A 23,857-nucleotide genomic window follows, 5' to 3' on the forward strand; every position below is an offset into this window, starting at 1 on the left:
ACCTCTAAATTCTGCCCAGATTATATGAAGTATAATAAAAATCACACCCGAATTCACAACGAATATTTTTATATATTTAGTGCGAAAAACCGTGTGATTTCGAGTGCGAATTACTGTCAGCTCCTGACTTACAAAGCGCCTAACCCCTTCCACTCCTATCTTAAAGAAACCCAGCCTAAAAGCCCTCCGTGTTTCATGTCGGAGGACCTTTGGACTGGGTTATAACCTTGTTTATTATATTTCTGTGATGATGTCAATCGGGTCAGACTACGGAGTTCGAGATATTCAACCTTTTATTCAGTTGATAGGTTCCCATTTACATCGTACAGGAGAAGTAATCATATTTTCCTTTTTCAATTCTTTAAATGCTTTATCTATTTCTTTACGGTCCAATCCTGTAATCTTCTCAATTTCTCCCGCACTCACAGGTTTTCCTGCTTCTTTCATTGCTTTCATCACATCTTCTAAGATACTCATTATTAATCATCCTTTCATTATTTATTTACATTATTTGCCCTGTCATTCTAGTGCTGTTATAAACAAATCGCTCTCTAATATCTTGCGTAAATACTGGAATATGCCGGTTTTTCGCCTTACATATGTATGCTCTTTTTTTACGTTAAGCACGACCTCACATAATCAACCGGCAAATCCATACGAGTTGCCGTGCTCCTCTATAGATACCTTTTCTTCCTAACATTATGAGCACTCAATAGAAAAGCTATTCCATAATCCAATAAATATAGGCATTATAAATTCAGATAATTAAGGAAGGGAGCACTTCTTCAATCAGCCATTTCATTGCTGGATTTATTTCTTCGATTACACCGATACGTTTAAGTACCAATGTCACGCCGAGTGTAGGTATTTTCACGATCCTAGGAGGATTTTCAGAATAAATGCGGAAGTATTAAAGCTTATTCATCTGGATATACCCTATTATAAAAATATCATATTCCGTCAAACAAATTGAGGATTGGGGATATTTAATTGCTGAATCGACTGATGAAGGCTTTAAGTGGAAAATCTCAAAGTCGGGGAATTGTTTATGCTGTTTTGTCTTATCTGTTATGGGGAATTCTCCCTTTATATTGGAAAGCCTTAAAGCAAATTAATGCGGACGAAATACTTGCTTCTCGAATTACCTGGTCCTTTGTATTTCTCCTGCTCATTATGATAATTATTGGAGGCTTAAAGGACCTTAAACAGGTTATTTCAACTCCGAAAACCTTAATTGGGGTTTTTTTGGGCTCGCTCTTAATCAGTGCTAACTGGTTTATCTATATCTGGGCGGTGAATTGTAATCATGTCATTGAAACAAGTTTAGGTTATTATATTAATCCGCTGTTTACGGTGCTATTAGGGGTTACCGTCTTACATGAGAGAATTGACCGCTGGCAGATTACCTCATTAGGATTAGCCTTGTTAGGTGTGCTGATCATCACGTTTCAATATGGACAAATCCCTTGGATTGCTCTGTCCCTGGCAATTTCTTTTGGCCTCTATGGATTAGTTAAGAAGCTGTCGAACCTCTCCTCCATCATTGGCCTTACCATGGAAACAATGATGATTACGCCCTTAGCTTTAGGGTACATGGTTTATAAACAAGTCGAAGGCACAAGTTCTTTAAGCGCTCTGCCGCTGAATATCTGGATCTTAGTGGTTATGACCGGAGTTATCACAGCCACACCTCTTTTATTATTTGCTCAGGCTGCCAAATGTGTCCCCTTATCAACCCTGGGATTCATCCAATATCTGTCTCCCAGCATTGGCCTTTTACTGGGGATTTTCTTGTTTAAAGAATCCTTCACGAGGGTGGACCTTATAAGCTTTGGTTTAATTTGGCTGGCTTTAGGGACATACTCTTTTTCTAGGAAGGAATTTATAAACTCCCTGCATAAGAAGCGTTTAATTAGGTTTTCATGAATGTCTTCTATGCGCCTTATGAACCGGGTTATGAATAAATAGCGTTAAATTGTGTTGTATAACTGTATTTTAAATCATTATTCTGATATTGACACCGGCTAAGATCCTTGGTATACTGACCAAACAAAAGCAAATTGCAATGCGATGATTAGGAGAAGTACATACTCCCGATATTTAAGAGAGAAGATGGTTGGTGCGAATCTTCATGGAGGAAGTATGGAAGTAGCCTTTGAGCAGTGAACCGAACGAGAGAAATCTTTAGTAGACTTCAACGGAGTTTCCGCCGTTACAAGGAAAGCGGTATCGATTACAGTAGTCGTGCTGATTTTATTCAGAACCATACATGTTTTCCGTACTGACAGAGTGCAGAGGTTTTTCCTCTGAATTTAGGTGGTAACACGGAAGTAGATTCGCCCTAAGCTAAAGTAAAATTTAGCTTAGGGTTTTTTATTTCCTTTTATAAATTTTTAAGGAGGAGACAAGACTATGGAACAAATCAGAGGCACCAGTTTATTGGTAAAAGCGTTACAGGAAGAAGGAGTAGATACAATCTTTGGTTATCCGGGCGGGCTGGTAACGGATATTTTCGACGAACTTTATCACCAGGACGATATTAAAGTTGTCTTGCCGCGCCATGAGCAGGCCCTGGTTCATGAGGCAGACGGTTATGCACGTTCGACAGGTAAAGTGGGAGTCTGCCTGGTGACCGGCGGTCCCGGCGCGGCAAATATGGTCACCGGAATTGCAACCGCTTACTATGACAGTGTGCCGCTGGTTTGCTTATCAGGGCAGGTTGCCTCCAGCCTGATTGGAGACGATGCCTTTCAGGAGGCCGATATCGTCGGGATCACCAGAAATATTTGTAAACATGGAGTTATTGTTAACGATCGCAAGAATCTAGGCAGAATACTCAAAGAAGCTTTCTATATTGCCAGAACCGGGAAACCCGGTCCGGTCTTAGTTGATTTGCCTAAGAATGTTATGGTGGAGCTAGGCAGTGATGAATATCCGGACAAGGTGAATATCCGGGGGTACAAGCCAAGTACAAAAGTCCACATCGGACAGCTTAAAAAGGCGATAGATTTATTAAATACTTCCAAAAAACCGATTTTCCTGATTGGCGGAGGCGTCAATATCGCCGGAGCCCAGGCTGAACTGACCAAGCTGGTGGAACTGACCAAGATTCCTGTGGTCACCACCATGATGGGCAAAGGCAGTATTGATACGAAACATCCCTACTATCTCGGCAACGTAGGCATGCATGGCAGTTATGCCGCCAATATGGCCGTTACGGAATGTGATCTGCTCTTTTCCATCGGAACAAGATTCAGTGATCGGGTTACGAGTAAAATCAGTGAATTTGCCCGCAAGGCTAAAATCGTGCATATCGATATTGATTCAGCTGCCATCTCCAAGAATATCAAGGTGGATATACCCATTGTCGCCGACGCCAAAGAAGCCATTACAGCTATGCTTAACTATGTAAACGAGCATGAGACAGCGGAATGGCTGCAGCAGCTTTTAAGCTGGCAAGCGGCACACCCCCTTACTATGCAGAGTAACAACGGGCTGACAGCTAAAAAAGTCATTGACCATATCAATGAAACCTGCCAAGACGCCATCGTCGTGACGGACGTGGGCCAACACCAAATGTGGACCATTCAGTTTTTAGAGTTAAATAGGAATATGCAGCTCTTAACTTCAGGGGGTATGGGAACAATGGGCTATGGTTTCCCTGCTGCCCTAGGTGCCAAACTGGGTAATGAGGATAAAACGGTGATTTGCATTTCCGGTGACGGGGGAATGCAGATGAACATTCAAGAGCTGGCTACTGCTGTGGCTGAGGAGCTTCCTGTGATTATCTGCCTGTTTAACAACAGTTCTTTAGGCATGGTAAGACAGGTGCAAACCCTCTTTTTCGAGAAGAATTATTCAAGTATCTGTACCAGACGGAGGAAATCATGCCCCAGAAAATGCAGCGGTACAAGTGATCAATGTCCTCCCTATTCACCGGATTTTGTAGCCTTGGCTAAAGCTTACGGAGCGGAAGGTATCCGGGTGACCACAGAAGAGGAAATTGCGTCTGCCTTCCAACAGGCCTTAGAAAACACCCATGGTCCTACGATCATCGAATTTATCATTGACAAAGACGATCTTGTTCTGCCTATGGTCCAAGGCGGCAAACCATTGTATGAGATGATTTTAGAACATTAAGTATTAGAGTACTAAGGAGGAAAAAAACATGGAAAAGCGCTGGCTTTCACTTTTTGTGGAAAATGATATCGGAGTATTGGCCAAGATTTCAGGCCTGTTTTCCGGCAAAGCCTATAATTTAGAAAGTCTGACGGTGGGCATGACAGAGGATGAAACTGTTTCCAGAATGACCATAAGATTAATCAGTGACGATGAGACCTTTGAACAAATTAAGAAGCAATTAAATCGCTGTGTAGAAGTCATCAAGGTCGTCGATTTTACTGATACTCCCATTCATATGAAGGAATTACTCTTTGTTAAAGTCAGAAAATGCTCTAAAGGGGATCTGGATGAATTGTTCAGAATTGCCGAGGTCTTTGGGGTTTCAATCACAGATTATGATAAAGAAAGTGTTTTAATGGAATGCGTGCAAACGGAAAGCAAGAACAACGCTCTGATTTCACTCTTGAGCAGTGATTTCCAAAGCATTGAAGTGGTTAGAGGCGGAAGTGTGGCCATAGAATCTATTACTATCACTGAGCGGTGATTAGAGGGTTGTTCATTCTCGTAAAAAGGCAGATGCATAATTTATTGTATGAGAAGTGGGTTGGGATATCTGACAAGGCCTAGAAAACAAGGGTTAGCCGCCTCATAACACGAGGCGGCCTGCTTTGTTCCTCACCCCAACATTACCAAGTCCTCACCTGCAGCCACCTAAACTTCTTCCAAAAATTTCACCTGGATCTTACCCTCCAAAAGTTCTTCAAACTTTTGGGCTGCCGCCTGAAAATAAGCTGAACGCCCATGGACTTTGAAGGCCTCCTTATCCTTGTATTTTTCAAAGAAAACAATTTCAGTCGGGTCATTTTTTACCACATGAGGTATGTACATCAAACAGTCCTTTTCCTTAGCCAGAACTTCTTTGGCCAATTGCGCACAAATTTCGGCCACTTCAGCCTCTTTGCCGGTTTTTACCTTCAAGGTTGCCATTAAGGTCAACAATTCCATCACTCCTTTGTTTTTCACTCGGAACGCAGTAACTATATTCAACATTCAGGCAATTTCCCCCTGCAAAGTAGCGCTGCACTTTGCTTACTCCACTTTAAACAAAAGTATCCAATGGAACTTCCGTCAAGACTCTCAATTAATTTCTGATCCTAGCCACATGCGACTAGGATATTATAAAAAGCCTATTGGTCATAAACCATAGGCAAATTATTCTTATCTCGAGTTAATATGCTTGATCCGAATTCGGTTCAATATTCTTAAAGATCTCTCCCACAGAAAATACTGGAACTGGAAGTTATTATAGTAGTTGATGGATCGTTAATTAGTGGAGATGGAAGCCTTGCTGCTTCAAAGTGCATACCTAGTGGAACATCCGTGAGAAAACCGTTAGTGGAACTTGCAGCAGAGACATTCACTGCATCTCCTGCAGTTAATTGGAGGATTGCAGAAACACTTGTCACATTTCGAAACGTGATTTCACCAAAAAAATCGTTATCAACAACGACAGGATTTCCATTTATCTGGATACTTATTAACACTCTATGATTAACTTGAATAATATCCGGATAAAAATCCACACTGGCAATAACTGAATAAATTCCATCTTGTTTTGGAGTAAAGGTCGAGCTAACAGGGTCATATTCATTGTTTAAATCAAATATTTGATTTGGATACATCACTGGGACGACGGGAGTGTCTGCAGCAACACTTTGTTGAGTAGAGTTATTGACAGCCCTGAAAGCGGATGGTCTAAGCCACTTTATTCTCTTATGACAACAGGTTGAATTTAGGTTCAAATTCTGAAATCGTTTTATAATATTACGCAGTGTATCATGTTTCTCTGTAAACATAATAACGTACTCCTTTCATCATTTGCATCAGTATATGCCGGACATGATGAGTTGGACCATTCTATGGTTACAGATTACGGAAGGGCATTAGCGAAAAAAACTTGCAAATGTTCACCATGAAGAGTTAGTTAAATCTTAACGCTTAATCCTACTTATTCACTGAATGATATCTTTCATCAGGTTCTTGCCATTTATGATTTACATATTCAACAGTTACACATCCAGTACCCTTGCCTTTTATCTGGAAATTCGCAATAACCATGGGTACATTATCTCCATTCATTTGGCTCTCATTCTGTGGAACAAATAGAGCAGATTTAGTTGAATAATATATGTTATCTACATTCTCATAATTCTTATTAATATAAGTTTTTAGTTTATCTTCAAGACTTTTATGCCCCTCGACTCCTCCAAAAACATATATTTCTTCATAAGTTTGGTAGCCAGTTATGATACCATTATAGGCTAAATTAAATAATACCCAGGATAAAGTAAAGAAAACTACAATTCTGCCTTTATGTACGGCCTTCTTTATCTTTAAGTGAAAGTAAATATTCCCTACCGGTACTATTATTCCCCAGATAATTATTAATGGGAATATAAAAATACTCACAAGCAAAATTCCACAGGCTGCCTCAGCAATTCTTGTTACTCCCCCAAGTAAAAGGATTATTAGATACACCCAAACAAAGATTGATGAACCTATAAATAATTTAAATTCCCTTAAAAGCATATTCATTTAATTTACCTCTTACCTGATTTATATATTAACTTCCATTCCACATCTTACTCATTATTACTCCAGCTATGGTAAAGTATCATGATCACGTCCATCATTTCCATATTGTTCCATTTAGCCTCCGTATTACATATTATGTATTATCTTATAACAAAGGAGGAATACCAATGGCATTTGGTGGAGCCGGTGTTGATGGTGGATGTGGTCCTAATTTTTTACCTGGTATAGCAGTAGTAGTAGTAATTATTCTTCTCTTAATTGCAATGGGAATCGTATTCTAAATTCAAAGGAGGAAAATTGATGTACGGAATGGGTTATGGTGGTTTTGCTGGCACAGGTTTCGGTATGGGTGGAGCATGTGGCGGTGCAGGCTACGGTGGAGGAAATTACGTCGGTGCAGGAATTATTGCAATCGCAATTTTAATTCTTATCGCATTAGGTGTTATTTTCTAAAAAACTCACAATAACTGGCTATTGTCTAAAAAAGATAGTAGCCAGTTATTATTAATTATGCTTAAGGATAAATATAGTCCTCCGTGAGTTTATCAATAGATTTACTATTATGAAGTCCACCTGTCACAAAGACGGCCGTATGTTTTGGTAAAATATTTATATAATTATTTCATTGATTTTTAATAACCCTAGGAAAACGCACAAAGAATGTTGTCCCGTTGGCACTACTCTCAATGTCGATCCTAGCATTATGTCGATCTGCAATGTTATAACAAGTACTTAACCCAAGTCCTGTGCCACTCTCCTTTGTCGTAAAAAACGGTGTTCCGAGCTTATCCAAGTACTCTGAATGGATCCCGCCTCCTTCATCCGCAACTGAGAATACCACATGTGCATCCTCAACATATGTTCGAATCGTTATAGTTCCACCTACCTCCATTGCCTCTACGCCGTTACGGCATAAATTTAGAATTAATTGTGATATCTCTTCTGGATTTATTAGAATATCAGGAATTTCACCTTCTTCAAACACAATTTTTTTATTTTGAGAATACGTGTCTGCCTCAAGCAAAGGATACAAGTGTCGCATAACTTGATTAATATTTTGGTTATAGCGCTCTCCAGTTGAATTCTTCGCAATTGATAGGAAATCTGTAATAATCATATTTGCCCGATCAAGTTCTTCAATCATGAGTTCAAACGTACTTCTCTGTTCTTGGTACTCCAGTCTGTTCCCCAATAACTGGAGATATCCTCGTACAGTTGTCATTGGATTTCTGATTTCATGTGCAATCCCAGCAGCCATTTGTCCGACTAAGTTTAGACGTTCTAGATGTGTCATTTTAATTTGTAGTCGTGATACTTCTTGCTCAGCCTTTTTTCGCTCTGTGATATCATAAAGTGTTTTTATTACAAGCCTCGATCCATCAATATCATTAAACGGTTGAAATTTCACCTCATAGATTTTGTTGTTCTGAAATATTTCCTCATTTTTAATAGGTAGGCCGTTTAAGAATATCTCTTCAATCCTACAGTTTTCACAGGGCCTCTCTTTCCCAAACATATCGAAACAATACTTGCCTTCGCGCTCTCCGAATTCTGCAATATAATTAGTGTTCGCAAATCGCACATTATAATTTTCTCCCACTACTATCACAATTCCAGGAAGACTATTAAACAATTCGTGCAAGCGCTTATGTTCCGCTACTATAACTTGTTCTCTTTTCCGCTGCGCGGTAAATATCTTATTTAGGAGATTACCTATAACCCACCCGGTGATCATAAAGGAAATGATAACAATTGACCAAGGGTATATTAATGGGTAGTTAAGAGAATCCAGCAATACGTCAAACCTGTATAGGGACAACCCAAGGATAAAACCGATGACTACGTATACAATTCCCAAGTGTTTTCTTTCTTTCACAATTTGTCCTACCAATCATATTCACTTCTCATAAAGAGGGTTTGATGAGATATTATCAAACATACCCGTTTTCTTCAATCATATTTCATCATTACTTCGAACTCCTACACTATGTTCATTGGTAACACCTCAATCTTATTAATAAGAAATTTTCTTACCAACAACTATATTCCACTTTGCCGGCGAAACATGCCGAAAAAGTGAATAATAGACAAGAATACCCCTACATTCAATATAATGTAGATTGACGTTTTTAACAGGTAGCTTAACAAATAACCCGAAGCAGTGTACCTCATCTAAAAATCACCTTCAAAGGCCCGGCCACATATTCTATCCATATATGGATAAAGGATGGAAAACCGAGATGAATAATGTGGTCAACGAACGTACGCCCCTTGTGATTGCTGCTGAGATTAACATGCTTAAAGATCACACCCATAAAACCGTGCTTATCAACTCCGTCGAGATCGGCCGGCGTCTGACAGAAGCCAAGGCAATGCTTAAGCATGGGGAATGGGGCCAGTGGCTGAAAGAATCAGTCAGTTACTCCCAAAGCACCGCCACCAGACTCATGCAAATCTATAAGGAGTACGGCCCCAAACTCCTCGACGTTTCCGAAGGAAACAACAGCTCAAATTATGCAACGCTGCACAATTTGACTTACACCCAAGCCCTTATCCTCTTAGGTCTCCCGGAAGAAGAGCGGGAGAAATTCGTTGAAGACAATGCAATTGATAATATGTCCACCCGGGAGCTGCAGCAAACAGTCAACGAAAAGAACCAGGCGATTGAGGACAGAGATCAGGCCCAAGCAGAAAAAGCTCAGGCCATTGAGGAGAAAGAAAGCCTTAAAAAAGAGCTGGACGGCAAAGACAGGGAAATTGCCCGCTTAAGCAACCAGACCCAAGATCTGGCGAAACAGGTGGATGGCTTTAAACTAAAGTATCAAAAGGAGCTTGATAAAGTCGCTGAAAAGCAGCCGGAACTGAAGGAAGTTACAGAAGCGGCTCCCTCAGCCGAGAAAATCAGCGAGCTGGAAGAACAGCTCAAAACGGCACAGGCCAAAAACTCCAGCATACCCTACGACGCCCAATTTTCCATTCACCGCGAAAACATCCGTAAGACCTTTGAAGAGCTGCTGAGAAGTCTTACCGCCTTAGCCAAAATGGACCCGAAACAAAAAGAAATAAACCGGGCGGCTGCCCAGGAAATGCTGCAAAACATGGCTAATATGCTAAAAGAATGGCCTCCCGCTATCAAGACAAATTTACGGATTAATAATTAAGATCTTGCAATGTTCAGGGTAAGACCTTCACCGTCATCTTCAGCACAAACCCCAGGAGCGGCTCCCTCATTTTCCACACAATACTGATGGGGGCCGATTCCACCATTATAGAAGCGAACTTATCCAGATCACTCAGCCCCTTGCCCCGTAAGAAAGGCTGTCAAAAAGAACTGATTTCATTTTTCTCTCTTCATTGTTACCCTGTGACCCGGTTGCATATTTTACAGTCCGTGGGTATAATATTATAAAAGGACTGACGTGTTGCAATCACGCCAGCCCGGCAGCTTGTCTAACCGTACGGTTAGCCTGAATTAGGGGTTATAAGAAATAACCGCCGTCCTTAGCTAGGGGCGGTTATTTCTTCTTCATGATCATAACAACGAGTGTAGCAAATGCAATCATTAAATACATCGCCTCAACCATTGAGATCATCCTACCACCCCCTTTCTAAAAGGGTGTGGCTAACCGTCCCTCGACAACCTGCTGCAACAATTATAGCATAATCTTCCAGACGAAATAATGAAACTTATCCCTGGCTATTCACAGGGTTCAGGCCGCCTCATAACAAGAGGCGGCTTATTGTTCTTCTAAGACCCGCCACAAAAATCCATTGATTACCTTCTTTTCTCCAACAACGTTTGACTTCTTGATATCGATGGAAAGTGTCTAATAAATCCAGGCCAATCTCCTCTTGCCCTAATTTCCGGTAAGTGATTGACTTCATCATCCCTCTACTTTCTCCTTTTTTGACGTTCTATCATCATGCTATAGTTTAAATCCATCTCTCTCAGCTTATTACGGATGAAGGCTCTCTTATCCGGGTTATTGCTGCCGGCCAACTGTTCTCGTAATTCAGCTATGTCCTTTAACATGTACACTTCTTCCGGAGCATAGCCTGCATTCTGTAACAACATATATCCGGCCCGTATATCCTGGGGAAAGGGAATAAGTCTACAAAAAGTCGATGAATCCTATACAACACAAACGTGTCCCGTTTGTGGGAACGAACACACTGTGTTCGCCGAAGGCAGAAAGAAACCATCCTCTAGGATTTACAATTGTACTTGCGGTTATCAGGAACATCGGGATATCCACGGAGCGAAGAACATCTTGAGTAACTACAAATATGGGAAGTTCCGGGAAATATTATTGGATCAACAAAAGTATCTACGGATCGCCTAAAGCGGGAAGTAGTAGATGCCATGAACCTGTACCGTATGCAAGAATTGCATATAGTTGCCGGCCTTACCGAATGTACTCGCTGCCTCGGGTGAGGTATCTCTAAGCGAGATGCCATTGAGACATGCATTTTGGGCTTGCCGGAAGCCCCTACCTCTAATGTAGTGTAGGTGGGGAGGTTCACTAACGGGATTAGTGTACTCGATAATGACCCCTTGGGGATTTTTTAAGTTCCATTGGCTTACTGTAAAATGGATTGCTACGGGTCGTACTAATGTTGTTTGGAACCTTTTTTCTAGGACCATGGCTTAATGGGATGGCGCAAATTTCTGCGAACGAGCATGCACTAGCTTTGATAAACCCACATTATTTATACGACGAAAAAATGCAATTGACCTGGGGAAGTATTCCGTTGGGGATAAATATTTTTTTAGTAAGCATCTCTGTTTTGAAACCTTGGAAACGACAAAAACTCAAAAAGAATAACCTAGAATAACAGCTATGGTTGCTTTTTCCATTTAGTTTTCCCTAAAACCCTTTATCCGTTAAAAGAACTCAAGAGCACAAAAAGCACCGCTCAAAACGATGCTAATCCCCCCAGCAAGCCGAAAAGCCCAGCATTGCTGGACTTTAATATGTGTTTTAATCGTTTAAAATGTTGAGTTATGTTTTGGTGGAAGCGAGGAGATTTGCACTCCTGTATCGAAGAACTGACACAAAAGCGTCTACGCGTGTATCCTTTAATTTAAAGTTCGCCGGTTGTGACTCCTAAAGGCAAGGAATCAGTTCAGGCTAGCTCGATGATCTTAGCTAATGTCTCCGAGCATTGACATTAGAGCATCCTACTAAATTGACACTCCGACCCTTCATCGTAGGTTCTGAAGGCAGAATGCTAGCGGCACTTAGGCAGCTAGAGCGTAATTATTTTCGTTAACTATTTTTGTCCACCGTTTAACGAGACCAGGTGGAATCTCGACGCGCAACTTTTGTCACCGTTTCCCCGAGCGAATCTAAAACGCCCCCGTTAAATATTACTTTCACAGTATAACATATCTAAGTTTAAAACCAAGTAAATCTATATGGTTTTGCTACATTATTATGGTAAATCATTTTGCTGTCAAAATCTCATACTTCTATCTATGTAGTTCCATAAACATACCTTCAACCAATTATCCAGCTCCACTCTTGAAGGATAGTCTACGATCATTACTGGTGCCTCCTTTAGCTTCCCTCCCAGATCATTAGCCCCGATTTCCGGCATAGCATCCCAAGTCTTCCCCAACAATAATCGAACCATTTTTCTTCTTGTTTATCCCACCCCATTGTTTGAAATAAAAGCTAACGCCTTGATAGTCGCAGTCATTCTTGATGGATAACACCCACTCAGGATTCATCCTTCAAGACTTAACCCCACTTTCTCCGCCAACAGTTGCCCAGTTGATACCTGCTAAATCAAAGATTCTTAACCTCATCGATAAGCGGTTCAAAGGAAATAAAACGGACCTTCGTATTTCAAGTTACCTATTCCTTTATACTCTGTCTCACGTTTCTCTAGCAAGTAGGTACAACTACTATTCATGTGTAAGGTACACCTTCTTGGTTGGTCTATTAACGTTCATCCAAACCATAAATAAGTTCCCCCTTCTCCCGTCGACTGTGTTAAGTCTAAGTTCACCATGAAGAGTTAGTTAAATCTTACCGCTTAATTCTGAACGCCTTTTGCGCATTAGACAAACCCAGGCTCTAGGCGGGCTTGGGTGGTTAGAATCAAAACGGCCTGAAACCAGGGAAAGGATCTCGAAGTAGGGCTCAACAGTGTTGACAATATCTCTGGCTGTACGCTGCGGTGGACCTGGAAAATCACGTTTTTCATCAGCGTTGCCAACTAGACTAAGCCACAGACCATCATCTTCTAAAAGAGAAGCAACTTTTTCAGTAAAAATCTTCCGTTCCTCATCCGAATTAAATGAATGAAAACAGCCCCTGTCAAAAGCAAAGTCAAATGGAGCCCCATCGATCTTGTTTGAAAGGATATCATTTACAATAAAGGTACATTTGACATTATCAATTGAAGCCTTCTCTACGGCCTTCTGTATTGCAATCTCTGAAGTATCAATACCTATAACATCAAAGTTGTTTTTGGAAAGCCATATGGAGTTATTACCAGTACCGCAGCCGATTTCCAGTGTTTTACAAGGTATTATGTCCATCGTGGTTACTGTCTGAATAAGGTTAAAATCAGGTCTGCCAAGATCCCAAGGAGTTTCTCCTGCTTTATATCTTTTCTTGTAACCTTCCTCTATCATGGTCATATTTTTGCCTCCTCATATAAAACCTGCAATTTATTATATGTATTCTATTTTGCACACCATAAAATATATATTTCACCTAAGAATTAGCCACCTTTTGCAGGTTCTTGTTTTTTGGGCTTTCTCTGATTATATCTGGAATTATTGGAGTCATCTACCTTAAAATAAAAGCCTACAGGGATTATTTTGCCAAAAGGAAATAACATTCGATAAAACGAATTAACTCCTGTCATAAATAAGCTGCTGTAGAAAGGAAGAGTGACTACTTGATAAAGAATAAAGGATTCTTTGCACTCATGATAATTGTTTTTATGTTGTCTTCACTATTTGCCGAGCAACCAGTCTATGGGGTTACCAATAATTTCATCGCGGCATCAGGTGGCTCACAGTCTATGTTGGCTCTTAACTCAGACGGAACCGTCTGGGGTTGGGGAATCAATCAAAATGGACAAATCGGAGACGGCACTACGAATACAAAACCCTATCGGGTGAAAGTTACAGGACTGGCAGATGTTAAAGCCATTGCTTCCGGTACCACACATTCTGTTGCTCTTCAAAAGGACGGTGACGTTTTTACCTGGGGCTCGAACTTTAGTGGTGAATTAGGAAACGGAACCCTTAAAGAAAGCTTTCTTCCTGTCCAAGTAACCGGCTTGTCAGACGTAAAAGCTGTTTCTGCCGGTACTTTATTTACTGTGGCATTAAAAAATGACGGAACCGTCTGGGCCTGGGGAGATAACAGCAGCGGAGAGCTTGGCAATAGTACCGGCAAATCGTCAATAACACCCGTACAAATTCCCGGTCTGGTGAATATTAGCGCTGTATCTGCCCAAGGAACTCATACTCTTGCCCTCACTGATGACGGAACCGTTTGGAAATGGGGAGGCACTATTTCTTCTCCTGAAAAACTTGAGAGTCTCTCAAACATTGTTGCAGTATCCGCAGGCTATGATCATTTCACTGCCCTTAAAGCTGACGGGACCGTCTGGGCTTGGGGAGAAAACGGTTGCGGTCAACTAGGGGATGGAACGATAACTTCTCGTACCAGTCCGATTCAAGTTGCAGGGCTGACTGAGGTCAAAGCGATTTCTGCTGGTGTTCGTAACACAATCGCCTTACGCCAAGACGGTACGGTTTGGGTTTGGGGGATCGATTTTACTAAACCCATGGATCAACCGACAGATCTAGGTTATCATCTTAATTTAAGCCCTGTAACCGTTCCCAACCTAACCAATGTCCAAGGGATTGCCGCCGGTCCAAGCAGTTATCTCATCATAACCGCTGAAGGCTCAATGCTAACCTGGGGTTTTAACCAGGGGATTTTGGGAGATGGCACAGCCGATAACCGCACAACTCCCGGTCCTGTAGTGGACTCCCTTCTTCCTGACAATATGCGGCTTGCCGGTTATGACTTAATTGATACTTCTATAGCTATTTCTCAAAAAACCTTTCCTGTTAATCACAGCGCTGATGCCGTACTGTTAGCCACCGGTTATAATTTTCCGGATGCTTTAGCCGGAGCAAGCCTAGGGGTGGTGGAAAATGCTCCGCTCTTACTGGTCAATCCTTATACTGATAATCAGAAAACAATCGCCGAGATAAGACGAGTTCTAAAACCCGGGAGCACAATCTATATCCTTGGTGGAACAGCAGTGGTATCTTCGACTCTTGAAGCCAGGCTAAACGATAATTCTTATCATCCCTATAATATTAAGCGTCTGGCAGGTGTTACCCACTACGGGACAGCTGCAGAGGTTGCTAAACAAGTCAAGCCTTCCGGAGGCGGGGAAGTCATCATCGCCACCGGCGAAAATTTTCCGGATGCTCTGTCAATCTCCCCTTATGCTTCTGCACACGGTATTCCAATGGTTCTTGTTGAGAAAAACACCCTCCCCGCTGAAAGTCTATCCTATCTTAAAGACGTCGAGCCGACGGATGTCACCATTGTTGGCGGCGTAGGTGCGGTGAGTGCTGCGGTGGAGGCACAAATTCAAGACCTTTTCCCAGAGGCAAATATCCGCCGTTTTGGAGGTTATGACCAGTATGAAACCTCGGCATTGATTGCCAAGGCACTGTTCGGTGACTCTAGTCCTAATCTTTTTGTGGCAACCGGAACAAATTTTCCGGATGCCCTCTCCGGCTCAGTTATTGCCGGTTCGACACAATCCCCTATCGTTTTAGTAAAACCCAACGAGATTCCTGAGAAAGTAAGCTTGATCTACCTCAACTCCCTTTCAAACAAGACCGTCGTTGTCCTAGGCGGTACAAGCGTCGTTTCTGAGTCTGTCTTCAATACGCTTAAATCCAGGCGCGCCCTCGATCCCGGTAATATACAGAGCAACCTTCATAACTCCGGACTAGCTGCTGCAAGTAATGGATGGATATATTATGGCAGCGGTCAAAATAATTCTCTATTATATAAAATGAAACCCGATGGATCAGCAGCGACTAAAGTTCTGGACGATAGTGCGGAACATCTGAGTGCCATAGGCGATTCCATTTACTTCTCAAATGTTGTTGGATCATATCAAAAGATCCTAAATGAGGATTCCCCTAAACCTTCTCTTGTTTCGTCTGCAGCTATGCCTTATGTCTTCGAGGATGCTAAACAAGTATACTATGCCAATGACGGGGGCCTCTACATTGACGGCGATGGTTTTGTGGCTTCAAAGCAAATTTTAAATAATTCCAGAAACGTCTTTATAAACTCCGGTTATATCTATTATCAGAAGGCATCAGCAATGGGTCCTAATCCAATTTACAGAGCAACTATGGATGGGACAGAGGAAACCTTGATTGTTGATGATGATGTAAAATCCTTTAGCATCAGTGACAATAAGCTTTTCTATATCAGTTATAACAATGGAAAAATATACACCACGAATATCGACGGTACGGGAAAAAGGGAAGTTACCAGTGATGCTGCCGGAGCTTTAAATGTGCACAATAGCTGGATCTATTACAGCAATAAAGCAGATGGATACAAACTTTACAAAGTTAAACTTGATGGTACCAGCCGGACAAAACTCACGGATAAGGATGAAGTATCGGCTATAACTATTGTAGGTGATTGGGTCTTTTTCACAAGAGGATTATCTGTCATGTCGATGGATCCATCGGTATATATGATGAAACAAGATGGGTCTAAGCTTCAAAAGATATAGTAGGTATGGGTGTCTGCCATTTAATAGCCACTTAAACTTTTCAAGCCACCGTCTATGAACGGTGGCTTGTTGTTTAAAAACAGGTGCTTGTTTACACGGTAGAAATTAATAAAAAATAAGAATGCCGCCCAAAAGTTTCTTTGCGGTCTTGGGGAAGGCGCGTTCCCCTCCAAAAAGACCGCGACCCTCGAAGCCATGGAAGAAGAGCGGCGGCTTGCCTTTGTCGCTTCGGGATGTATAAGCCCTAACACTCAAAACCAACGCCTTTCGGCACTTAAGTCATTCATGCGCTATGCCATTTTGGAATATCCGGCCTTTCTCCAAGATGATCAACGGATACTTAATTGGAAAATAGTCAAAAGAATCCTTTCTCCATCATAGAGGAAGGATTCTTCCTGTTAATTAAGAAGACGAAGTTTCGGAAACAATTGTTATTTGGTTGAAATTCAAAGTTTTTGATAACCCAATTTATTATTTATAACATTAAGAAAAAGGGGTTCAAGAATCTTTGTTGAATATTTTGAATATTAAGTTAGTACATCTTGTGATATTACTTCTATCCCTGCTTCATTAAAAAAGGAGGTTCATTATGAAAACAGCAACTGAATACCTTGAGAGTATGAAGGCTTATAACCCAAGGATCTTTCTCGGCGGTAAGCAGGTCAACCTTCATGAAAATTCCACTACCTTGACCGTTCTTCGTGCTAACGCCAGGGTTTACGAACTGGCTGAAGATCCGAAATACGCTGACATTATGACTGCCGTTTCAGCATATTCAGGTGAAAAGGTAAGCCGAAACCTGCACATTTCCTCCAGCACCGCCGATTTAGAAAAAAGGTCAGAAATGGCCACCCTAACCAGCCAAATGCTGGGAACTTGTAATTATCGCTGCGTTGGGGCGGATGTATTGAACGCCTTAGCCGGTATCACTTGGGAAATGGACAAGGAGTTAGGCACAAATTATCACAGTCGCCTGCTCGATCATGTTAAATACCTCCAGGAAAACGACCTGGCAGTAAGCGGAGGGGTTACCGACGCTAAAGGTGACCGAACTAAACGGCCTGTGGAACAGGAGGATCCCGACGTCTACGTTCACGTCGTGGAAAAAAGAGAAGACGGCATCGTGGTACGGGGAGCAAAGGTTAGCCAGAGTGGAGCTATCGGCTCTCACGAGACCTTAGTAATCCCCACTATGGGCATGCGGCAAGGAGAAGAGGACTTCGCCGTTGCCTTTGCCGTACCCAACGGAACCGAAGGATTAACGTACATTTGTCAGTACACTCCCTTCACCGCTGAAAGAGAACTTTCCCCTGACGTGAAATATCTGGGCAATCCCCTTTACGGGCAAAGGGAGACTTGCATCATGGTATTCGACAACGTATTTATACCTTGGGAACATGTTTTCATGTGCGGTGAAACAAAGTATTCCGGACGATTAGTCGCTCGGTTTGCCAAGACACATCGCATGAACTGCGGCGGTGCCTGTAAAGTAGGTTTTGCGGACCTGATCATCGGTGCCACCCAACTTGCCGCAGAGTACTCCGGGGTTCAAAAAGCACCTCATATTGTGGAAAAGATGACCGACATGATTCGAATCAATGAAACCGCTCGGGCCTGTACTATCGCCGCAGCGCTGAAAGGACATGAGGAACCCGCCGGCTCCGGCTTTTTTCAGCCGGATGACATCTTTGGCAACGCAGCCAAACTTACCATTGCCGACGGTTTTTGGGATATCTTGAAATGGGCCGGAGACATTGGCGGCGGGATGGCAGTAACCATGCCTTCCGAGCTGGAATTGGAAAATCCGGAAACAGCCCATTATGTCCGCAAGTTCATGAAAGCCTCAGCGCCGGCGGAACAACGCCTCCGAATCGCCAAGTTTATTCAAAACTGGTGTGCCGGCCTGCATGGTGCAGGTACTTGGCATGGCGCCGGTTCCCCCATGGCGCAAAAAATGGCCTTATATGCCCTTACTAACTTCGAAGAGAAAAAGAACCTTGCCAGAAGTCTAGCAGGTTTAAAAGAAGAATAAAGGCAAAATAAGAGCTCCCCATGTCTAATTTGGTCCTCATTGGAAACTAAGGAATTATCATTTGTATGGACTACTCATAATCGTAGTGAACTCGTTCAGCTCCCTTTGATTAGCCCGAATCAGAGGTTAAAAGAAATAACCGCAGTCCTTGTAAACTGTACCCTGTAGAGTAGACGCTTAAAAGAGACTACTCTACAGGGTCTTTTTGTGTACAATTAAGTTAGGAGGTACGAAACATAATGTCACCTTACACAAGAACATCAAGATCTTGAATAATGCTGGCACAATAGTCCTTAAGTTTCGGAATATCATCTGTAATCGTTTCCCACAAGCTTTCATCGTCAATTTTACCATAGTTATTAGCAACTACATTACGTAAGGCCTTGATTTGTGTCCAGGGAATTCCAGTATAGGTATTCTTAAAATCATCAGAAAGATGAGTGGTCAGTTCTCCAATTTGTAACACACAAAGAGCCGTTTAGTATATTAGAACAGTTAAATTCTTAAGGTATATGCAAATGAATAAGGTATATCTTCATTTTCTGGTGTTTCGAGCCAAGCCTTTTCTTTATGTGAGAAGTCAGTGATTTGACCAGATCCAAAATCATTAAAGAAGTTATTTACGTGCTTTATAATTTGGATTTCAATACCATCAAATATTTTTTTATCAAATTCTTTTTGTGCTTCAATAATTATTCTCGTATAACCATTGGAGCTTTCTTCTTCAGTAATTCTTATAGCATTGATACTTTGCATTGTTCCAAGTAATAAATCATGTGATTTTGGAACGGGTCCATATGGTAATCTCACATATGAAATTCCACTTATTGATTTTCCCTCATTTTTAAACATTAAAAAGTCAGCATACCATAATAACTTCATTAATTTTGTTTTTAAAACATATTTATTCGAAAAGAAAATAATCAGATTCAATAATTTAATCGGATTAAATTTTGTATTCCCATTAAAAATAGTCTGTTCTTTCGAAAAGTAGATACTTCTTAATAAATCAAATATTATATTTTGCTCATTATTGGATATCAGATATTCTTTAATATTTTTTTCGATCTCTTCTTGCTCTTGAAAAGTTAAATTCTCCTTGTTTTCTTGATAAAAGTTAATTATAGAAGCAGGATTACTTTTTAATATTTTATAGATAGAAATGTGTGAAGAGTCAGGAAGTGATACTCCTGATTCATATCTTTTTACCGTTGAACTTCCCCAATTAAGTATTTTCGAAAAAAGTATCTGGTTTAATCCGTAATTATTTCGTACTCTTTTAAAATCATATAACCCCATACCATGTTTTATCTCATAATATTTTACACTTAAATTTTTAAGAGTATCATTTGCACAATCTTCATCATATACTTCATTCCCACAGTTTTTACACACAAAAAATTTCTCATTAACTTTAATTGATTCATCTTTAAAATCAATAATTGAATCTTTTTCTTTTAATTCTGTTTCATAATAATCATTGCATTCATCACAGAATTTTTTCTTTAGTTCGTTCATTTGAACTTCCTCCGTAATAATTTATAATTTTATATTTATTTATATCGGGGTCCACATAGAGCATTATTTTGCTCTATGTGGTTCATCCTCGTGAAATGAAATGCAAACGCACCCCCGTCTAAAATCATCCTTGAGCTTGATGTAGGCAACTTTGGTATTAACTTTAGACTTAAATTCCCATACAACAGGGTCTTCTGATGGCGGTTTTGAAGTAACATCAATCAATGGTCCATCTACATAATTGCTTTCATTTAATTGCATTATGTAATCCCAAGCTTCATCAATGCTCTCAATACCTAACCGTGCAAGATGTTCAATATACCTTGTGCCATCTGGATAAGTCCGGGGTAAAAAATGACGTTTTCCCTGTACTATCAAGCTTCGCATTTTTGAAAGAAATAATTTTGAAAACTCAGCATTCATACTCATTAACCGCCCCCTCTCTTTAAATGTAGTACCAATTGATACTACATTTATATTATATGCAAAAATTGCAAAAGTATCAATTGGTACCGCAATTTTTGCAAAAAAAATATTTAAATATTTTTTATAACAATAAGCTGTCGACTAATTACGTAATTGTCAAAAACTCTGCACATACCCATAAACGTTAGGAATTGAGATAATCACCTCAAGACTATTTGAGGAGGAATTATCCATGACTCACGAAGAACAGTCCATCTTTAGACGCCAGCAGGTAAACGATTATCGTGCTTCTGGCCAGAGCGCTGCCGTATGGTGCTCAGAAAACAACCTAAGTATCAATACACTCCGGTCCTGGCTTACAAAATGTAACCGCGAAGACAAAGCTGCCTCTCATCAGGATAGCTTTATCGAATTGAAGCAGACATCCTGAGTTAGAAGTTGTCATGAACCTCCGAGATATTCTTCAAAATACCTCAACGCCAACAACAAGGGTCTGTTCCTTTTCTAAGAACAGACCCTTAATCATGTCGATTTCTTTGGTAATAATGTCAGGATTGATCCTTACTGCAACATTGGATCTCTTAGGGCTATAGCCGCCTAACAAATTTTCATCCAGATAGTCTTCATTTCTGTATACTGCCGGCTGGCCCACAAAGACTTATCTCTGCCGATAAATCCAGATTGTTTAAACCCGCCGAAGGGGGTTCCCATATCTCCTTCAGAAAAGCAGTTAACGGAGATGGTGCCTGCTTGGATTCCTCTGGATAGTCTATGAACTTCATTAACATCCTTTGACCAGATTGAAGCGTGCAGACCATATTCCGTATCATTAGCCATCTCAATGGCTTCTTCTTCGTTACTGAAAGTCATCACTGCTAATACAGGACCGAAGACCTCTTCTTTAGCAATGGTCATGCCTGCAGTGACATTGTCAAAAATAGTGGGTTCGATAAAGTATCCTCCCGTTTCCTGCAAAATTTGGCGTCCTCCATAGACCAGATCCGCACCTTCAGCTTTGGAGGTTTCAATATACTCCAGAACCTTTTCCATATGAGATTTTTCAATCATAGAACCTAAACGAAATTGTGGGTCCAAGGGGTCCCCCACAGTCCAAGCCTTCGTTTTCTCGATAACAGCCTTTAGTAACTCATCCTTAATGTCTTTATGCACAATCAGTCTGGAGTTGGCGCTGCAGTTTTCACCCATATTCCAAAAAGCAGCCTGGGCAATTTCCTCAGCGGCAGCCTCCAGATCAGTAATATTAGGCATGACAATACAAGGGTTTTTGCCGCCTAACTCCAGAAGCACCCGCTTTAGATTTGATTTTCCTGAGTACTCCAGCAAGGTGCGGCCAACCGCTGTCGAGCCGGTGAAGGTTATCAGGTTAACATCCGGATGGAGAGCGATAGCTTCCCCTACCAAAGCCCCGGAACCGGTCACCACGTTCAAAACTCCTGCAGGTATCCCTGCTTCCTGGGCCAATTCAGCAATTCTCAGCATAGTCATCGTGGTCAGCTTTGAGGGTTTCACTACCACACTGTTGCCGGCAGCCAGAATCGGTCCCAGTTTCCAGGCAGCCATCAGCATAGGGAAATTCCAGGGCAGTACTGCTCCCACCACACCAATGGGCTCTCTTACAATCATACTCACAATATCCGGAGGGGATGCTGTTACCTGATCCTCAAGCTTATCTGCAGCCTCCCCATGCCAGGCAAAACACTCCGCAGTTTCATAGACATCGCTGGGAGCAATATCAGAAATAGGCCTGCCGCTGTCCAGGGATTCCAAGACTGCCAGTTCGTCTTTGTGTTCCAGAATCAGTTCACTCAGTGTTTGCAGTACCTTTTTCCGCTGGACTGGGGCCAGACCGGACCAGCTTTTGTCGTTAAAGGCCCTGCGGGCAGCCCTAACAGCCAAATCAACATCTTCTTCATTACAAGCAGTAATCTCCGTCAGTTTTTCTCCGGTAGCAGGATTTTCTGTGCTGAAGATTTTGCCTGATACGGATTCTACCTTCTCCCCGTCAATGAATGCCTTGGTAGGATATTGAATGCCTTGGGCAATTTTTTGATACTCCTCTTTACTTAATAATTCCATAGCTGTCTCCCCTTTTCTCATTAGTTATAATTTCAGGTCTGATTTCCCCTCCTTAGACGCTGAGAAAACGCAAGGCTGATCTTACCTGCAGTTCAGCACCGTATTTCAACATGGCTTCATCAATATCAAAGGAAGAGTTATGGTGGGGGTAGTTCGACTTGGTTTGGGGATTGTTAATCCCCACAAAGGTCATGACGGAAGGAACTCGCTGGCTGAATTCAGCAAAATCCTCTCCTGCCAGACTGCGAAACACTTCTACATTGCCGAGGGAGGAATAGGTGTCTGCGGCAGCGCTCTTTACCAAAGCAACCATAGCCGGGTCATTAACCAGGGATGGATTGCTGGGAATAAAGTTCAGTTCATAGTCTAAATTCAAGGCTGCACAGGTTCCCTTAATCACTCTCTCAAAGCTTTCTAAAATCATGGGCTTAGCTACGGATTCATTGTTAAATAGGAAGCGAATGGTTCCCCCCAGTTCCACAAAATCGGGAATAGCATTTCGGACACTGCCGCTATGAATTTTTCCGAACATGATGACAATAGGCAGCAAGGGGTCAAATTCCCGAGTGGCCAGTGACTGAACGGCATCAATGACTTTTGCCGCCCCTAAAATGGGGTCCAGGGCTGTATGGGGAGCCGATGTGTGGCCGGACTTACCGATAATTTTCAGTTCGAATTCTTCAGTAGTTCCTAAGACCGGCCCGTCACTCAGACCAATTTTCCCGCTGGGAATGGCACTCCAAAGATGCAGGGCTAAGGCAGCGTCGACCTTGGGATTTTCCAGAACTCCGGCCTGAATCATGTCCAGAGCCCCTGCCTCCTCTTCATTGGGCTGGAAAACAAATTTCACACACCCTTTAATTTCATCTTTATGATTAGCTAGGACCTTGGCGACAATCAGTTGAATTGCACAGTGCCCATCGTGACCGCAGGCATGCATCACTCCCGGTATTTCGGATTTAAAGGTTAAATCCGTCTGCTCTTCGATGGGGAGGGCATCCATATCCGCACGAAGCAGCAAGGTTTTACCTGCTCCCCCCTCACCCTTTAACAAGCCAACCACACCTGTCTTCTCCAGCCTGGTAACTTCTAAGCCCAAGCTGCTCAGGTATTCTGCAATCATGCCTGAGGTACGGAATTCCTGATATCCCAATTCCGGATACTTGTGAAAATCTCGTCTTAAGGCAATAAGCTCATCCTCTAAGGAAGCGATTTCGTCTTTAATCTTCTCCATAGTCCTTTACTCCCTACATA

The 23,857-nt window shown here is 41.7% G+C and carries 24 protein-coding genes, 1 other RNA gene and 1 other annotated feature; of the genes, 9 read left to right on the plus strand and 16 right to left on the minus strand.

Annotated features, from left to right (window positions below; genetic code table 11):
* Positions 1–297: 297 nt before the first annotated feature.
* Complete coding sequence (locus tag DESMER_RS16010) at positions 298–477, minus strand: transcriptional regulator (protein ID WP_014904112.1); 180 nt, start codon at positions 475–477, stop codon at positions 298–300.
* Positions 478–990: 513 nt separating this feature from the next.
* On the opposite strand from DESMER_RS16010, the gene rarD reads away from it, so the two are divergent.
* The 3 genes from rarD (at position 991) to ilvN (ending at position 4,666) form a co-directional block, all read left to right on the plus strand.
* Positions 991–1,926 carry an EamA family transporter RarD gene (rarD, locus tag DESMER_RS16015; protein ID WP_014904113.1) on the plus strand — a complete coding sequence of 312 codons (936 nt, stop codon included), beginning with the start codon at positions 991–993 and terminating at the stop codon, positions 1,924–1,926.
* A gap of 135 nt (positions 1,927–2,061) precedes the next feature.
* Positions 2,062–2,347: a binding site (T-box leader), on the plus strand.
* 65 nt (positions 2,348–2,412) lie between these two features.
* Positions 2,413–4,140 carry a biosynthetic-type acetolactate synthase large subunit gene (gene ilvB, locus DESMER_RS16020; protein WP_014904114.1) on the plus strand — a complete coding sequence of 576 codons (1,728 nt, stop codon included), beginning with the start codon at positions 2,413–2,415 and terminating at the stop codon, positions 4,138–4,140.
* Positions 4,141–4,168: 28 nt separating this feature from the next.
* On the plus strand, positions 4,169–4,666 hold the full coding sequence (gene ilvN, locus DESMER_RS16025; RefSeq protein ID WP_014904115.1) for an acetolactate synthase small subunit: 498 nt from the start codon (positions 4,169–4,171) through the stop codon (positions 4,664–4,666).
* 167 nt (positions 4,667–4,833) lie between these two features.
* On the opposite strand, the gene DESMER_RS16030 is transcribed toward ilvN, so the two are convergent.
* The 3 genes from DESMER_RS16030 to DESMER_RS16040 all read right to left on the minus strand — a co-directional run bounded on the left by DESMER_RS16030 (position 4,834) and on the right by DESMER_RS16040 (position 6,717).
* On the minus strand, positions 4,834–5,172 hold the full coding sequence (locus tag DESMER_RS16030) for a putative quinol monooxygenase (protein ID WP_014904116.1): 339 nt from the start codon (positions 5,170–5,172) through the stop codon (positions 4,834–4,836).
* 212 nt (positions 5,173–5,384) lie between these two features.
* On the minus strand, positions 5,385–5,978 hold the full coding sequence (locus DESMER_RS16035) for a C1q-like domain-containing protein (RefSeq protein ID WP_014904117.1): 594 nt from the start codon (positions 5,976–5,978) through the stop codon (positions 5,385–5,387).
* A 148-nt stretch (positions 5,979–6,126) separates the two neighbouring features.
* Positions 6,127–6,717 (minus strand): hypothetical protein, encoded by a 591-nt coding sequence (locus DESMER_RS16040; protein ID WP_014904118.1) that lies wholly within the window; start codon positions 6,715–6,717, stop codon positions 6,127–6,129.
* Positions 6,718–7,017: 300 nt separating this feature from the next.
* On the opposite strand from DESMER_RS16040, the gene DESMER_RS24035 reads away from it, so the two are divergent.
* On the plus strand, positions 7,018–7,170 hold the full coding sequence (locus DESMER_RS24035) for a hypothetical protein (protein WP_014904120.1): 153 nt from the start codon (positions 7,018–7,020) through the stop codon (positions 7,168–7,170).
* Positions 7,171–7,339: 169 nt separating this feature from the next.
* On the opposite strand, the gene DESMER_RS16050 is transcribed toward DESMER_RS24035, so the two are convergent.
* The gene (locus DESMER_RS16050; protein ID WP_014904121.1) at positions 7,340–8,593 is read right to left on the minus strand and encodes a two-component system sensor histidine kinase NtrB; all 1,254 of its coding nucleotides are present in this window, start codon (positions 8,591–8,593) and stop codon (positions 7,340–7,342) included.
* Between the two features lie 364 nt (positions 8,594–8,957).
* On the opposite strand from DESMER_RS16050, the gene DESMER_RS16055 reads away from it, so the two are divergent.
* A complete protein-coding gene (locus tag DESMER_RS16055; protein ID WP_014904122.1) occupies positions 8,958–9,878 on the plus strand; it encodes a DUF3102 domain-containing protein in 921 nt (306 codons plus the stop codon).
* A gap of 559 nt (positions 9,879–10,437) precedes the next feature.
* On the opposite strand, the gene DESMER_RS23155 is transcribed toward DESMER_RS16055, so the two are convergent.
* Together DESMER_RS23155 and DESMER_RS16060 are read right to left on the minus strand one after the other, a co-directional pair.
* On the minus strand, positions 10,438–10,605 hold the full coding sequence (locus DESMER_RS23155; protein WP_014904123.1) for a hypothetical protein: 168 nt from the start codon (positions 10,603–10,605) through the stop codon (positions 10,438–10,440).
* Between the two features lie 4 nt (positions 10,606–10,609).
* Complete coding sequence (locus DESMER_RS16060) at positions 10,610–10,792, minus strand: hypothetical protein (RefSeq protein WP_148275297.1); 183 nt, start codon at positions 10,790–10,792, stop codon at positions 10,610–10,612.
* Between the two features lie 31 nt (positions 10,793–10,823).
* On the opposite strand from DESMER_RS16060, the gene DESMER_RS23160 reads away from it, so the two are divergent.
* The gene (locus DESMER_RS23160) at positions 10,824–11,060 is read left to right on the plus strand and encodes a transposase (RefSeq protein WP_242831116.1); all 237 of its coding nucleotides are present in this window, start codon (positions 10,824–10,826) and stop codon (positions 11,058–11,060) included.
* Positions 11,061–11,728: 668 nt separating this feature from the next.
* Here the strand turns inward: DESMER_RS23160 and ssrA are convergent.
* The 3 genes from ssrA to DESMER_RS16075 form a co-directional block, all read right to left on the minus strand.
* Positions 11,729–12,080: a transfer-messenger RNA gene (ssrA, locus tag DESMER_RS23165) on the minus strand.
* Positions 12,081–12,298: 218 nt separating this feature from the next.
* Positions 12,299–12,451, minus strand: a complete 153-nt coding sequence (locus DESMER_RS24510) for a DUF5131 family protein (RefSeq protein WP_242830995.1) — start codon at positions 12,449–12,451, stop codon at positions 12,299–12,301.
* 294 nt (positions 12,452–12,745) lie between these two features.
* Positions 12,746–13,363, minus strand: coding sequence for a class I SAM-dependent methyltransferase (locus DESMER_RS16075; RefSeq protein WP_042334656.1), 618 nt, complete (start codon positions 13,361–13,363; stop codon positions 12,746–12,748).
* 269 nt (positions 13,364–13,632) lie between these two features.
* Between DESMER_RS16075 and DESMER_RS22640 the strand changes: the two genes are divergently transcribed.
* Together DESMER_RS22640 and DESMER_RS16085 are read left to right on the plus strand one after the other, a co-directional pair.
* Positions 13,633–16,530 carry a cell wall-binding repeat-containing protein gene (locus tag DESMER_RS22640; protein ID WP_052314851.1) on the plus strand — a complete coding sequence of 966 codons (2,898 nt, stop codon included), beginning with the start codon at positions 13,633–13,635 and terminating at the stop codon, positions 16,528–16,530.
* Positions 16,531–17,119: 589 nt separating this feature from the next.
* Complete coding sequence (locus tag DESMER_RS16085) at positions 17,120–18,562, plus strand: 4-hydroxyphenylacetate 3-hydroxylase N-terminal domain-containing protein (RefSeq protein WP_014904126.1); 1,443 nt, start codon at positions 17,120–17,122, stop codon at positions 18,560–18,562.
* 247 nt (positions 18,563–18,809) lie between these two features.
* On the opposite strand, the gene DESMER_RS16090 is transcribed toward DESMER_RS16085, so the two are convergent.
* From DESMER_RS16090 to DESMER_RS16100, 3 genes are all read right to left on the minus strand, one after another.
* Positions 18,810–19,028, minus strand: coding sequence for a HepT-like ribonuclease domain-containing protein (locus DESMER_RS16090; protein WP_083856501.1), 219 nt, complete (start codon positions 19,026–19,028; stop codon positions 18,810–18,812).
* A 29-nt stretch (positions 19,029–19,057) separates the two neighbouring features.
* Positions 19,058–20,080 (minus strand): type II TA system antitoxin MqsA family protein, encoded by a 1,023-nt coding sequence (locus tag DESMER_RS16095; protein WP_014904127.1) that lies wholly within the window; start codon positions 20,078–20,080, stop codon positions 19,058–19,060.
* 63 nt (positions 20,081–20,143) lie between these two features.
* A complete protein-coding gene (locus tag DESMER_RS16100) occupies positions 20,144–20,509 on the minus strand; it encodes a hypothetical protein (protein ID WP_014904129.1) in 366 nt (121 codons plus the stop codon).
* Positions 20,510–20,738: 229 nt separating this feature from the next.
* On the opposite strand from DESMER_RS16100, the gene tnpA reads away from it, so the two are divergent.
* The gene (tnpA, locus tag DESMER_RS16105; RefSeq protein ID WP_014904130.1) at positions 20,739–20,936 is read left to right on the plus strand and encodes an IS66 family insertion sequence element accessory protein TnpA; all 198 of its coding nucleotides are present in this window, start codon (positions 20,739–20,741) and stop codon (positions 20,934–20,936) included.
* Between the two features lie 33 nt (positions 20,937–20,969).
* Here tnpA and DESMER_RS23660 read toward each other — a convergent pair whose 3' ends face one another.
* Genes DESMER_RS23660 through DESMER_RS16115 form a run of 3 tightly spaced genes read right to left on the minus strand, consistent with a single transcriptional unit; the run spans position 20,970 to position 23,837 of the window.
* Positions 20,970–21,110 carry a hypothetical protein gene (locus tag DESMER_RS23660; protein WP_158405973.1) on the minus strand — a complete coding sequence of 47 codons (141 nt, stop codon included), beginning with the start codon at positions 21,108–21,110 and terminating at the stop codon, positions 20,970–20,972.
* Positions 21,104–22,603: an aldehyde dehydrogenase gene (locus tag DESMER_RS16110; RefSeq protein ID WP_014904132.1), complete on the minus strand. Its 1,500-nt coding sequence runs from the start codon at positions 22,601–22,603 to the stop codon at positions 21,104–21,106. The genes DESMER_RS23660 and DESMER_RS16110 overlap by 7 nt, the downstream gene beginning before the upstream one ends.
* A 52-nt stretch (positions 22,604–22,655) precedes the next feature.
* Positions 22,656–23,837, minus strand: coding sequence for a M20 metallopeptidase family protein (locus DESMER_RS16115; protein ID WP_014904133.1), 1,182 nt, complete (start codon positions 23,835–23,837; stop codon positions 22,656–22,658).
* Positions 23,838–23,857: the final 20 nt, after the last annotated feature.

It is taken from the genome of Desulfosporosinus meridiei DSM 13257 (assembly GCF_000231385.2).
GTDB lineage: Bacteria > Bacillota > Desulfitobacteriia > Desulfitobacteriales > Desulfitobacteriaceae > Desulfosporosinus > Desulfosporosinus meridiei.